Genomic DNA, 12,632 nt, shown 5'->3' with positions numbered 1-12,632 from the left:
TAGTTTACGACGTGTATTGTATCACGTTTTTGAAAATCGCGCAGTGTCGCAAAAAATCTAATAGAGTACTGTGGTCGTCATATTGGAAAAAGCCATCATTACGATGGCTTCAATCGACTCGCACAACGGTCGTATTCAATTCGAACGCCACATTGCCTGCGAGCGCGCGTGAAATCATACATTGATCTTTCGCTTTTTTAGCGATGCGTTCAACAAGTGTGATCTCTCGATCCGTCATCTCTGCCGGGACTTGAATCGTTGTCGCATAGCGAATCGTCTCGTAAGTGAAGATGCCGTTCGTCACATCGACGATGCCTTCCGCGTCAATCGTGATGCCACGGTGAGTCAGGTCACTCCGCCCGAGTACGGCTGCGAGGGTGATGATATAACACGTGGCCGCTGCCCCGAGTAACATCTCATCCGGATTCGTGCCGACTCCGGGACCGTCCATCTCGGGCGGAATCGAAATCTGCGTCTTTAATCGCTCGGCCTCGAGGGTACCGACGTCATTTCGTCCGCCATCCCAACCTAGGTTCATGCTAAATGTATGTTTCATCAAAAATCGCCTCCAATGTCTCTAGTGTAAAAGAGAACGATTGGAGGCGCATGTGTTATGCTTGTGCACGTTTCGCGAATGTGCGAAGTGTTTCGATGATGACTGTTGTCGCTTTTTCCATGTTATTCACAGAGACATATTCGAACTTCCCGTGATAGTTCTCCCCACCCGTGAAGATGTTCGGCGTCGGGAGTCCCATGTAAGAAAGTTGCGAACCGTCTGTCCCACCACGAATCGGTTCAATCTTCGGTTCGATGCCAAGGCCACGCATGACATCAGCGACGGTATCCACGATGTGTTTGACCGGCTCGATTTTCTCAGCCATGTTGTAATACTGGTCTTCCATCTGGAGTTCAATCCGTTCCTCCCCGTATTTTTGTTTCCATTCGAGGACAAGTTTCTCCATCAACGCTTTACGCGCTTCGAACTTCTGTTTGTCGTGATCGCGGATGATGTATTGAAGCGTCGTCTTCTCGACGTCCCCATTGAAGCCGTTCAAGTGGAAGAATCCTTCGTAGTTGCTCGTCCGTTCCGGTGCCTCATCAGCAGGCAAACGGTTTTGGAACGCCATCGCGAGCTTCATCGAGTTCACCATCTTGTTCTTGGCGCTACCTGGGTGCACGTTCGTCCCGTGGAAGGTGACGGTCGCACCGGCCGCGTTAAAGCTCTCATACTGCAACTCTCCGAGTGGACCCCCGTCCATCGTGTAAGCGAAATCTGCATTGAATCGGGCGACATCGAATTTATGTGGTCCACGTCCGATTTCTTCATCCGGTGTGAAGGCGATGCGGACCGGCCCGTGTGGAATCTCAGGGTGAGCCAATAAGTATTCGATCGCTGTGACGATTTCGGCGATTCCCGCCTTGTCGTCCGCGCCGAGGAGTGTCGTCCCGTCCGTTGTCATGAGCGTATGCCCGACATACCCGTCGAGTTCAGGGAAGTCTTTTGGTGATAAAACGACATTCAATGACTCATTCAAGACGATGTCGCCACCTTCATAATGCTCAACGAGTTGTGGGGAGACGTTCGTTCCTGTGAAGTCGGTCGCTGTATCGACGTGGGCAAGGAAGCCGATTGTCGGGACATCATGATCGACGTTACTCGGAAGTGTGGCGAAGAGATAGCCGTATTCGTCCGTCTCGACGTCTGTCAGTCCGAGATCTTTCAATTCTTTCTCCAAATGGCGAATCAAATCCCATTGTTTGGCCGTCGATGGTGTTGTCGTACTCGTGAAATCCGACTGTGTATCAATCTTCGCGTACGTCATTAAGCGTTCAATTAATTTTGCTTGCATGGATTGCCCTCCTCTAATAAGTTTCATCTTCATTAGTTTATCACGCGCAATCGAAGTCGAAACAAAAAAGTCGCGCCCATCGATGGACGCGACCTGTTCAAAAGAGAAACGGATATAGAATCGGTAAGATAAATGAGGTGAAGATGGCCGTCAATCCCATCGCGGCACCACCTGCTGCGCCGGACAACGGATGTTCCGTTGCCGCCTGAGCGGTCCCGATCCCATGACTGATTGTGCCGAGTGTGAGTCCACGCGTGAACGGGTCGTCCATACGAAACCATGTCAATAAGACCGGTCCGAGCATCGCCCCTAAAATACCGCAGGCAACGGCGATCGAGGCCGCAAGTGTTGCATCCCCCTCTAGCTGTCGAGCCAATTCAAGGGCAATCGGGGACGTTGCCGATTTGACCGATAGTGCAATCAATACGTTTTCGGTGAACGAAAATAACTTGCCGAAAAGTACAGCCACGAAGATTGTGGAAAGTGACCCGATGACAATCGCGCTCAGTGCTCGCTTTGCCCGTGAGAGTAGTACGGGTAAGTTGCGATAGAGCGGTAACCCGAGGGCGACAGTCGCTGGTCCGAGTAAGATGGTGATGAGATCGGTAGCCGGTTCATACGCATCATAGGACTGTCCCGTCACGAGTAACAAGAGTATTAGAATCGCTGTACTTAAGAAAACGACATTGGTGAACGGAGATGCCCACTTCATGGAAAGTCGACGACTGAGCGAATACACGAGAATCGTCAATCCGATCCAAACGTATGTCATGATGTCTCACCTTCTTTCCCGGAAACAAACGCGGTCACGACCATACCCAGCGCCATGCTGGCGAGTAACGTGATAAGGAGCGGGATGCCGGCAGCTTTTAACAACGTGCCGTACGCCATAAGGCCGACGGCAATGGGGATGAAGAAGAAGGCGAGATGCTTCGTCAAATATCCGGCACTGTCCTCAATCCATTCCACGCGAATGACTTTTGTTACTAAGAGAATGAGCAACAGCACCATGCCGATGACGCTGCCTGGTACTTTCCACGAGAACGTCTCAACAATCCAGTTTCCGAGCGTGCTCAATCCGAATAAAAGGGCGAGCCCAATCATCCATTTTAATAATTTCATATACATGACTTCCTTTCACGTCATTCAAAACGTATGAATCTTCTCAAATTCAACGAGAGAGGTCAAGAAAAGGGTATGATACGTTTATTCTACTTGATGAAGAGGAGGAAGATAGCGCGATGGAAGAAAAGGGAACACTTTATTTTTTATGTGGAAAAATGGGGGCTGGAAAATCAACGATGGCCAAGCAAATGGCTGCTGAACAACGAGCGGTTCTCTTATCTGAAGATGAATGGTTATCTACGTTATATCCGAATCAAATTCATACGTTTGAGGACTATCAAAAGCATGCTAGGCTACTGAAGCCACTAATTGAATCTCATGTCCAACAGTTGCTGCGACTCGGGATGCATGTAGTGATGGATTTCCCGGCAAATACAAAATCGTCACGATCTTGGTTTTTACAATTGTCAGAACATGCTGGGGCGAATCACCGTCTGATTTATCTCAACCGAAGTGATGAACAATGTCTTCGACAGATTCAGAAACGTCGCATCTCGGAACCGGAACGAGCCGCATTTGATACCGAAGAAGTCTTTCATCATGTGACTTCATTTTTTGAAGCGCCAGATGATACGGAACACCTACATATCATTGAAAAATAAAACATGCGTAGCGGATACACCGCTACGCATGTTTTAGGCTTACGCTTGTTTTTTCTTACGGAATCGTGCGAAGAACTCATAGACGATTGGCACGATGAGCAACGTGAGGAGCGTCGAACTTGTGAGTCCGCCGATCACGGTGACACCGAGACCTTTCGAGATGAGTGCCCCACCCTCGAGACCGAGTGCGAGCGGTGCGAGTGCACCGATTGTCGCGAGTGCGGTCATCAAGATTGGGCGAAGGCGTGTGCCCGCTGCCTCGAGTAACGCTTCACGTGTTGATAAACCAGCTTCTTCTTTATGAATGACGCGGTCAATCAAGACGATGGCGTTCGTGACGACAATCCCGATCAACATGAGTGCTCCGATCAAGGCAGAAACCGAAATCGTCTCACCTGTGATGAGAAGGGCGACGAGTCCCCCGATAATCGCATACGGGAGTGAGAACAACACGACGAATGGCGTGAGTGCCCCACCGAATGTGATGACGAGTACCAAGTAGACGATGGCGATCGCGGCGAGCATCGCAAGACCGAGCTGTGTGAACGATTCTTGGATCTGTTCCGTTACCCCACCGACATCATACGATACGCCAGACGGGAGCTCGATGTCTGAAACGCGTTCTTCAATCGCAGCGGATGCCTCGGTCGCTTTATCCGTGCTGAGTTCAACACTTACTTGGGCGAGTAGCTTCCCGTCACGCTCGACGAGTGTGTCCGGTGTCGTGCCTTCTTCGATCTCAATGAAGTCTGAAATCGGACGTGGACCGAACGGTGTCGTGATTTCTTGTGCTTGCAGGTCATCGACACTGTCATACGTCACTTGCTCGTTCGGGATGACGACGTCTAACTGTTTGTCATCCACTGTCACACTCGCAAGTGGGCTTTCTGGTGCCTGGAACTGGCTGATGACTTGCGCGATTTGTCCTGCTGACACACCAGCTTCTGCAGCGGCTTGTTGGTCGACGTTGAACGTGTATTGTACATAGGACTCACGTAAGTCAGAAGTCGCCTGACGGACGTAGTCTGTCTCTTCTTCGATTGTTTCGATGAAGGTTGGCACAATCGCTTCTAAATCTTCAAGCGAGTTGGCGTAGACGTTATACGTGACACCGCTCGTAGCGCCACCACCTGAGAAGTCTTGTTCTTTCCACTCCCCATTTGAAGCGAGCTCGTTCAATTTCTCGATATCCGCTAATTTCACATCAGCGAAATCTTCTGTGTCTGGATCATATTGAACGATGAAGATTCCTTGTTTGTTGTTTCCGGGGTTCAGTGGATTCTCTCCACCGACCGTAAACTGAACGTCAGTTGCGTTCGGTTGTTCATCCATGAAGTATTCTTCTGCTACTTCTGCAGCGGCAATCGAATCTTCAAGCGTTTGCCCCGGTTCTGGGTCGAATGTGACATAAAGTGTCTTATCTGCTTCCTGGTTCAAGAAGTTGACGCCGATTGTCGGAACCAGTGCGAAGCTTCCGATCAGAAGCGCCGTCGCGAGTCCGAAAACGACTAGTTTATGGTTGAGTGACCAGTTTAGGACACCACGATACCAATCTGCGAGTTTCCCTGGACCTTCTTCCGGCTTAAGTTTATCGCGGTTCTTAAAGAACGAGTCGGCCATCATTGGTACGACCGTGATCGCGACAAGCAATGAAGCGAGTAAAGCAAAGACAACGGTCAAAGCGAACGGTAAGAACAACTCACCGACAAACCCTGTGACAAAGCCAAGTGGTAAAAAGACGGCAATTGTGACGACTGTCGACGAGGCGATTGGGATGAATACTTCCTTCGTTGCAGCGATAATCAATTCTTTTCCACGGAGCGGTTCATTCGCGCGCGTGAGTCGGCGATAGATATTCTCGATGACGACGATGGAGTCGTCGACAACCCGTCCGATCGCGACGGTCATCGCACCGAGTGTCATGATATTCAATGTGATGTCCAATTGCTTCAAGACGATAAGAGCCATGAGAAGCGACAATGGAATTGAAATGACGGCGATGATGGTCGAACGGAAGTTTCGTAAGAACACCAAGATAATTAAAATAGCGAACAAACCACCAAGTAGTGCTTTCGATAGCATTGTGTTCACCGACTCTTCAATCGGTTCACCTTGGTCGAGTGTGATTGACACGTTCGCCGTATCGTATTCTGCCTCGAAGTCATTGAGTACTTCTTTGACAGCGTTGACGACGTCGACTGTATTTGCATCTTGTGTTTTCGTCACTTGTAACCCGATTGAACGCTCGCCGTTCGAGCGAGAAATCGACTCTTCGATTCCTTTGTCCTCAATCGTTGCAAGCTCGCTTAACGCGACAGTCGGGACGGTCGTTGGAACGTTTGGCGGTAAGGTCGACGGTGTTTCTGTCGGAACTTCTGTCGGTGTTTCAGGTGTTTGACCGGTTGGTACGTCAGTTGGAGCAGACGGTGTTGCTGGAGTCGACTGCGCCGGTGAGTAAGGGATTTGAAGATCACGGAACGCTTCGAGAGTCTCCGATTTTCCATCAATGACGACGGCCTGTTCTGTGTCACCTAGTTCGTACAATCCGAGTGCGATGCGCGCATCGTTTGCTTGAATCAATTGCTTGACCGTATCTTCGGTCAAATTGTATTCAGCGAGGGCGTCTTGGTCGAATTGAAGTTCAACCCGGCGAATCTCTTGTCCGGCAATCTGAACCGTTTGCGCACCCTCTACTCCTTCAAGAGTAGGTTGCACTTCTTCTTCGACGAGTTTCGTCAATTCTGCTAAATCCAGACTTTCATCGGAAATGGCAGCCCCGATTACCGGGAAGGCATCAAAGCTGAGACGTGATACCTGAGGCTCTTGAGCTGATTCAGGTAGTTCGACGTTACTTAACGCGTCTTTGACTTGTTGTTCCGCTTCATCCATATCTGTACTGAAGTCATAATCGATTTGGATATTTGAGGCGTTTTGGAACGAAGAAGAACGAACCTGTTCCACACCATTCAAGCTTTGAAGTCGGTCTTCTAAGACGGTACTGACTTCTTCGAGCACTTGCTCAGGGGATGCACCTGGATAGATGGTCGTGACCGAGACGGTTGGTGTCGTAATGTCTGGTAATGTCTCGAGCTTCATCGTTAGACCGGCGAAAAGACCGGCGGCCGTCAAGATGATGGTCATCAACCAAACCGCAAACTTATTGTTAACGGAGAAGGATGTGATTTTCTGCATGGTTTTTTAATCTCCTCTATTTATTGTTTTTCTGATTGGCTGTCGATATCGTGTGCCCGTTCAATCAAGCGGGCGATGATGGCTTGTTTGAGTTCGGCAGGCGGCACCCCGACTCCGAAGTGTTCGGACATCATCATGCCTTCAAGCGCATAGCGAATGATCATCGTTTCAACAGGGTCGGCCGTTTGTTGGAACTGTTCGAAAAATGCATCCAAGTCCCCTTTCCATCGATTCGCATACTCTTGATCAACAGCGAACAACGTGAGAAAGGCAATCATTTTCTCGACGTCGATTTGAATGGTTGCGCGCTCAGGATGTAGCTTCGTCTCATCGAATAGACGAACGAATGCCTCGATCGGACCAAACCCTTCCTGTTGCAAGGATGCATATAATTCATTTTGCTCTTGTTGTAACCGTTCGACCATGGCCGTTAGTAATGCTTCCTTTGACGCATAGTGATAGAGAAGTCCACCTTTTGAAACACCTGCTGTTTTGGCGACTTCATCTAATGTAAGGTGATGCACACCATGATTCATGATGATCTCCGTTGCCGCATCTAGAAGCTTTTGTTTCGTGACGTTCGATCGGTTTGTCATGTCTCCACCTCTTTCTATACCGACCAGACGGTTTGTTTGATTTCACTATAGCGAACGCTTTCTTTTGAAGTCAAGAAATGATGCCTTTAAAACTGTTAGAAAGCGCATATTAGCCTTGGATACGATTACAGGAAACCCTTGACGTGAGAATGATTATCAGTGATGATAGGTACTGAGAGTAATTATCATTACCAGAGAGAAATAAACGAACGTGGGGGAATGACAGATGAACAAAAAATATGTAGCGTTAGGGCTTTCAGCAGCGTTGACGACATCACTCCTTGCCGCTTGCGCAAGCACAGACGAAACGACTTCAAATGAAGGTTCGGACGATTCGAATGTCGTCAATGTTTATTCGAGTCGCCACTACGATGTCGATCAGCAACTATATAAACAATTTGAAGAAGAGACGGGCATCAAGGTCAACGTCGTGGAAGGGAAGAGTGACGAGCTTCTCGAGCGTTTGAACACAGAGGGTGAGAGCACAGAGGCTGACCTCTTCATCACGGCAGATGCCGGTAACTTGTACCAGGCGAAAGAAGCGGGACATCTTCAAGCGGTCGATAGCGATGAGCTTGAATCAAACATCCCTGAAAAATACCGTGACACGGACAATGAATGGTTCGGTTTGACGAAACGTGCACGTGTCATTGTCTACTCGAAAGATCGCGTGAAACTAGAAGAGTTATCGACGTATGAAGCGTTGACAGAAGAACAGTGGAACGGCAAAGTACTCGTCCGTCCATCTGAAAACATGTATAACATCTCACTCCTCGCATCGTTCATCGAAGTGAACGGTGTCGATGAAGCGAAAGAGTGGGCGAAGGGCTTAGTGAACAACATGGCACGCGACCCACAAGGGAACGACCGTGACCAAGCGAAAGCGGTCGTCGCCGGTGAAGGGGACGTGGCCATCATGAACACGTACTACATGGGGCTCATGTTGAATTCTGAAGACGAAGAAGAGAAGAAAGTCGCTGAACAACTCGGTGTCTTCTTCCCGAACCAAGATACAACAGGCACGCACGTAAACATTTCGGGTATCGCGATGACGAAAGCATCGAAACATACAGAGAACGCTCAGAAATTGATGGAGTTCATGTCAGAACCGTCAGCCCAAGAGAAGTTTGCGAGTGTGAACTACGAATATCCAGTCAATGAGTCAGTCGAGCCGAATGAGCTTCTTCAATCATGGGGTGAGTTCAAAGAGCAAGACATCAACCTCTCTGCACTTGGCGAAAATCAACAAGAAGCAATTCGAATCTTTAACGAAGTGGGTTGGAAGTAAGGTGACTTCGGCTTGAACGAGAGTTCAGGCCGGAGATTTTTGCGTTTCTCACACCCTAAGCGCTACACGGGACACGTAGAAACTGATATGATGGGACAGGAATTGATTGTTAAGAGAACGGGAGCGGTACGACATGAACTGGCACGCAGTAAAACGACAACTGAATGGATGGGCAATCCTCAGCTTTCTTGCGATTCTATTGATTGTCTTGCCGGGAATCGTCGTGCTCGTCGAATTGTTTGCGCCGGTCAATGACAACTGGCAGCACATTCAAGAATACCTGTTGCCTCGTTACGTGCGGAATACGTTGTTCATCACGGTGGCTACGGGCCTCCTGACGACAGTGATTGGAACGAGCCTTGCCTGGTTCGTGACCGTCTATGATTTTCCGTTCCGCCGCTTCTTTAAGTGGGCACTCATCTTGCCGCTCGCAATCCCGCCTTATATCGGGGCGTATACGTATCACGGCATTTTAAATTACACCGGAGTGATTCAAACGACGCTACGGAATCAGTTCGGGATCACGGTCGATCAATCGTACTTCAACATCATGTCGATTCAAGGAACCGTGTTTATTTTCACGTTGTTCCTCTATCCTTACATTTATACGATTACACGAGCGTTCCTGCACAACCAATCGTCTTCGATGATTGAGAACGCACGGATCCTCGGTCGCGGGTCGTGGGATATTTTCTTCACGGTCGTCATTCCGATATCACGAGTCGCCATCATCGGTGGGGTCAGTCTCGTGTTGATGGAAGTACTGAACGACTATGGTGTCGTCAAATACTTTGGGATTCAGACGTTTAGTACCGCTATCTTTAGCACATGGTTCGGGATGAAGGATACGTCGTCTGCGCTGAAACTGGCGGGCACGCTCATGATTCTCGTCATCGCCATCTTGACGATGGAACGGCTCGTGCGAGGACGGAAACAGTTCAGTTACGCGTCGACGAAAGTAAAGCCGCTCAAACCGAGACCGCTTCAAGGCTGGCATCGCTATGCGGTATTCACATATGTCTCGCTCGTCTTTGCGATCGCATTTGTCATTCCGTTCACGCAGTTGATGGCCTGGACGTTCCTGACGTTCGATACGGTCTTCACGGAAGAATTTTGGCAACTCGTTTGGAATACGGTACGAGTCGCCTTTACCGCGACCGTGATCATCTTACTGTTCGCACTCATTATCGCGAACTATACACGACTCTTCCCGTCGAACATGACGCGTGTCATTTCGAAGGTGACGACACTCGGGTATTCGATTCCGGGAGCAGCGATTGCGATTGCGGTCATCACGCTCTTTTTGTGGCTCGATGACAAAGTACTCGACATGGCACGGGCGCTTGACCTAAGCCAGACATTCGTATTTCGGACGACGCTCATCATGCTCATCTTTGCTTACGTGATTCGCTTCCTTGCGATTGGATATAACTCGATTGAGAGTGGATTTGAGAAGGTCGGGAAGTCGTTCACGGAAGCATCCCGTATGCTTGGGTGGAATACGGTCCAAACGTTCTTCCGCGTCGATATTCCGATGATCAAAGGCGCGATCATGAGCGCATTTATCCTCGTCTTTATTGATATTATGAAAGAGTTGCCGTTGACGCTCTTTTTACAACCATTTAACTTTTCAACGCTTGCGACACAGGCGTTCAAATACGTGAGTGATGAGAAGATTCACGAAGCGGCACTCGCTTCCATCGTCATCGTCCTCATGAGTGGACTGTTGATATTCGTTTCCCATAAGGTGCTTGATAAGGAGGCCGACTAATGTTCGTTCAAATCAACGATTTACATTTTAGCTATAAAGGTGCACATGAAGAGACCATCAAAGGGTTCTCGATTTCAATCACAAAAGGTGAAATCGTCTCGCTTCTCGGGGATAGCGGTTCTGGGAAAAGTACGATTCTCCGATTGATTGCCGGACTCGAGATGCCGAACCAGGGCGTCGTCGTCGTGAATGACTGTGTCTGTTGCGACGATTGCCAGTTCATGCCGCCAGAAGATCGTGGCGTCGGGATGGTCTTCCAAGACTATGCACTCTTCCCACACATGACCGTTGAAAAGAACATTCGTTTCGGTCTTCATAAACTGAGTCGTAAAGAACGGAATGCGCGTGTCGAAGAGATGCTCGCGCTCGTCAACTTGACGGAATTCCGTCACCGTTACCCGTACGAACTCAGTGGGGGACAACAACAGCGTGTCGCGCTAGCGCGTGCACTCGCACCGAAGCCGGCACTGTTGATTCTTGACGAGCCGTTCAGTAACTTGGATACGTCACTTCAACATCGGATTCGCGACGATTTGCGTCGTCTCTTGAAACAGACGGGCACAACGACGATCTTCGTGACACATGATGAGGAAGATGCAGAGGCGCTCGCTGATCGCATCGTCTATCTCGGAGAAGGCAAAATTAAAAAGCAAATCATGACGGAGAACAACAAGACGTTCAATCCGAAAATTCCTTGCTTCGTATAAGTTCCGCGCACTCATTGATGAATGGGTGCGTTTTTTTGTGGGTCCATCATTCAATGACGCGATGGTCTAAAACAGATAGATGTTCCTGCCAATTTGGCCAAGAGGACTGGAGCGATGTAATTAATTCATTTCCCCAAAGCTAATCGTACTTTCGTGAGATGCATAAATGACCCAGTTCATGTGTTGGTCAAACCAATAGCGTTCTAAATAACGACTATCGTAACAAGGATCCAAGGAATCGGTGTTGATTTGCCAGAGCGTACGGTCCTCATGTAGTTCAAAGACGACATCCGCGCCTCGACGAAATATCCATTGTTGGATTTCCTTGATTTTTTGATCATCCTCGTCAATATAGTCGCTATCGAACGCGATCACATCGGGGCGCCGGGCAGTCGATAGAGGGTACCAATAATGTGAATCGGTCACACCCCAAATGGCGCGAATTCTTCTCTTTAATTGACTGGCGAGAGGTGATGAAAGCTGAGTCCTCATGACGTGTAAACTCCTTATCCTAAAGGTGATGTATGTTACAACCTTCACTATACAGGGGAAATAGAAAAACGTCCTTAGCGTTTATCTAAGGACGTTTCTTGCCGACCTCGCTGTCTGGGACGGTTTCGACTCATTTCCGAGCTGGTCAATCGCAGTCACGTAGTAGGATGCGTTGTTCTCATTTGTGACCTCGATACTCTTTCTCGCATGGGATGGGACACTTTCGATATGAGTCGCTGTTCCGTCGACGACTTCATAGACGCGATATCCGATCACGTTCTCTTGACGAACGGCATGCCATGTTAACAAATTTCCTTTCAGTTCGACTGCCGTAGGTGATTCGAGATCGGCAGTTTCGTTCAGATCGGTCTCCACTAGCTCTGTATAGACGACAAATCGTTTATCATAGCCCCCGTCCCCGAACGTCCCCGAACAGGTAATCAAATTTAAGTTTCGATTTGATGTGGCACCGAAAATCTCTTCGATTGGCGCGGTTTTCGTATCATATCGTTCTGTTTTCGTGACGCGGAATCGTAAGGTGTTTCCTGCCTCGTCCTGAATCAGAACGTCATCGCCTTTTGTCAATTGGTCAAGTTGATAAAAGATGGCTGGACCGGTCTTGCTGTCGACATGACCAGCGATTACGGCATTTCCTTTACTACCTGGTGTGACACCAGGTTCGAACCATCCGACTTGATTTTCGTCTTCTGGAACGCCCATCTGTCCGTTTTCTAACACACCGACTTGTTCGATTGCGGTATCGAGTTTGATTTTGGGAATTTGAATTTGAACGGGTGTGACGGCTTTCGCATGTTTTTCTTCCTCTGCTAACCGGAGCTTCTTCACCTCTTCCTGTAGAAGTGAGAATTCAGCCGTTAAATCCGGGCCCTCCTCTATTTGTTTTTCTTCTACAGGTGGTGACGACGATTCTTGGGCGCTCGTCCACGTCCAGAAGCTAAAACAAAAGAGAGAGAGCGCCAGAAACAAAAGGCGCTTGTTCATGGGACTC

12 protein-coding genes are annotated in these 12,632 nt (G+C 48.9%); 4 read left to right on the top strand and 8 right to left on the bottom strand.

What is annotated here, in order from left to right; all coding sequences use genetic code 11:
- Positions 1 to 109 precede the first annotated feature (109 nt).
- The 4 genes from KNO94_RS07120 to KNO94_RS07105 all read right to left on the bottom strand — a co-directional run bounded on the left by KNO94_RS07120 (position 110) and on the right by KNO94_RS07105 (position 2,972).
- Positions 110 to 559, bottom strand: coding sequence for an SACOL1771 family peroxiredoxin (locus KNO94_RS07120; protein ID WP_427373410.1), 450 nt, complete (start codon positions 557 to 559; stop codon positions 110 to 112).
- A 52-nt stretch (positions 560 to 611) separates the two neighbouring features.
- Positions 612 to 1,850 carry a peptidase T gene (gene pepT / locus KNO94_RS07115; protein ID WP_214742564.1) on the bottom strand — a complete coding sequence of 413 codons (1,239 nt, stop codon included), beginning with the start codon at positions 1,848 to 1,850 and terminating at the stop codon, positions 612 to 614.
- 97 nt (positions 1,851 to 1,947) lie between these two features.
- A complete protein-coding gene (locus KNO94_RS07110) occupies positions 1,948 to 2,622 on the bottom strand; it encodes an LrgB family protein (RefSeq protein WP_214778489.1) in 675 nt (224 codons plus the stop codon).
- The gene (locus KNO94_RS07105; protein WP_214778487.1) at positions 2,619 to 2,972 is read right to left on the bottom strand and encodes a CidA/LrgA family protein; all 354 of its coding nucleotides are present in this window, start codon (positions 2,970 to 2,972) and stop codon (positions 2,619 to 2,621) included. Before KNO94_RS07105 ends, KNO94_RS07110 begins: the two co-directional genes overlap by 4 nt.
- Positions 2,973 to 3,091: 119 nt before the next feature.
- Here KNO94_RS07105 and KNO94_RS07100 point away from each other — a divergent pair, with 119 nt between their 5' ends.
- Entirely contained in the window at positions 3,092 to 3,577 is a 486-nt protein-coding gene (locus tag KNO94_RS07100; protein WP_214757594.1) for a P-loop nucleotide/nucleoside kinase family protein, read from the top strand.
- 39 nt (positions 3,578 to 3,616) lie between these two features.
- On the opposite strand, the gene KNO94_RS07095 is transcribed toward KNO94_RS07100, so the two are convergent.
- Together KNO94_RS07095 and KNO94_RS07090 are read right to left on the bottom strand one after the other, a co-directional pair.
- Positions 3,617 to 6,769, bottom strand: a complete 3,153-nt coding sequence (locus KNO94_RS07095; protein WP_214778485.1) for an efflux RND transporter permease subunit — start codon at positions 6,767 to 6,769, stop codon at positions 3,617 to 3,619.
- 20 nt (positions 6,770 to 6,789) lie between these two features.
- The gene (locus tag KNO94_RS07090) at positions 6,790 to 7,365 is read right to left on the bottom strand and encodes a TetR/AcrR family transcriptional regulator (RefSeq protein ID WP_214778483.1); all 576 of its coding nucleotides are present in this window, start codon (positions 7,363 to 7,365) and stop codon (positions 6,790 to 6,792) included.
- Positions 7,366 to 7,591: 226 nt separating this feature from the next.
- Between KNO94_RS07090 and KNO94_RS07085 the strand changes: the two genes are divergently transcribed.
- From KNO94_RS07085 to KNO94_RS07075, 3 genes are all read left to right on the top strand, one after another.
- Positions 7,592 to 8,653: a Fe(3+) ABC transporter substrate-binding protein gene (locus tag KNO94_RS07085; RefSeq protein ID WP_214778481.1), complete on the top strand. Its 1,062-nt coding sequence runs from the start codon at positions 7,592 to 7,594 to the stop codon at positions 8,651 to 8,653.
- 133 nt (positions 8,654 to 8,786) lie between these two features.
- Complete coding sequence (locus tag KNO94_RS07080; protein WP_214778479.1) at positions 8,787 to 10,424, top strand: ABC transporter permease; 1,638 nt, start codon at positions 8,787 to 8,789, stop codon at positions 10,422 to 10,424.
- Positions 10,424 to 11,131, top strand: a complete 708-nt coding sequence (locus tag KNO94_RS07075; RefSeq protein ID WP_214778477.1) for an ABC transporter ATP-binding protein — start codon at positions 10,424 to 10,426, stop codon at positions 11,129 to 11,131. The genes KNO94_RS07080 and KNO94_RS07075 overlap by 1 nt, the downstream gene beginning before the upstream one ends.
- A 120-nt stretch (positions 11,132 to 11,251) precedes the next feature.
- Here KNO94_RS07075 and KNO94_RS07070 read toward each other — a convergent pair whose 3' ends face one another.
- Positions 11,252 to 11,623: a hypothetical protein gene (locus KNO94_RS07070; RefSeq protein ID WP_214778475.1), complete on the bottom strand. Its 372-nt coding sequence runs from the start codon at positions 11,621 to 11,623 to the stop codon at positions 11,252 to 11,254.
- 81 nt (positions 11,624 to 11,704) lie between these two features.
- Entirely contained in the window at positions 11,705 to 12,625 is a 921-nt protein-coding gene (locus KNO94_RS07065) for a class F sortase (protein WP_214778473.1), read from the bottom strand.
- Positions 12,626 to 12,632: the final 7 nt, after the last annotated feature.

Origin of the sequence: Exiguobacterium sp. s22 (genome assembly GCF_018617455.1) — a bacterium.
GTDB lineage: Bacteria > Bacillota > Bacilli > Exiguobacteriales > Exiguobacteriaceae > Exiguobacterium.
This window is presented reverse-complemented; position numbering and strand designations above follow the sequence as displayed.

Coding starts and splice junctions, on each gene's coding strand:
- pepT (WP_214742564.1), bottom strand. CDS start 1,850: ATGCAAGCAAAATTAATTGAACGCTTAATGACGTACGCGAAGATTGAT.
- KNO94_RS07110 (WP_214778489.1), bottom strand. CDS start 2,622: ATGACATACGTTTGGATCGGATTGACGATTCTCGTGTATTCGCTCAGT.
- KNO94_RS07105 (WP_214778487.1), bottom strand. CDS start 2,972: ATGAAATTATTAAAATGGATGATTGGGCTCGCCCTTTTATTCGGATTG.
- KNO94_RS07100 (WP_214757594.1), top strand. CDS start 3,092: ATGGAAGAAAAGGGAACACTTTATTTTTTATGTGGAAAAATGGGGGCT.
- KNO94_RS07095 (WP_214778485.1), bottom strand. CDS start 6,769: ATGCAGAAAATCACATCCTTCTCCGTTAACAATAAGTTTGCGGTTTGG.
- KNO94_RS07090 (WP_214778483.1), bottom strand. CDS start 7,365: ATGACAAACCGATCGAACGTCACGAAACAAAAGCTTCTAGATGCGGCA.
- KNO94_RS07085 (WP_214778481.1), top strand. CDS start 7,592: ATGAACAAAAAATATGTAGCGTTAGGGCTTTCAGCAGCGTTGACGACA.
- KNO94_RS07080 (WP_214778479.1), top strand. CDS start 8,787: ATGAACTGGCACGCAGTAAAACGACAACTGAATGGATGGGCAATCCTC.
- KNO94_RS07075 (WP_214778477.1), top strand. CDS start 10,424: ATGTTCGTTCAAATCAACGATTTACATTTTAGCTATAAAGGTGCACAT.
- KNO94_RS07070 (WP_214778475.1), bottom strand. CDS start 11,623: ATGAGGACTCAGCTTTCATCACCTCTCGCCAGTCAATTAAAGAGAAGA.
- KNO94_RS07065 (WP_214778473.1), bottom strand. CDS start 12,625: ATGAACAAGCGCCTTTTGTTTCTGGCGCTCTCTCTCTTTTGTTTTAGC.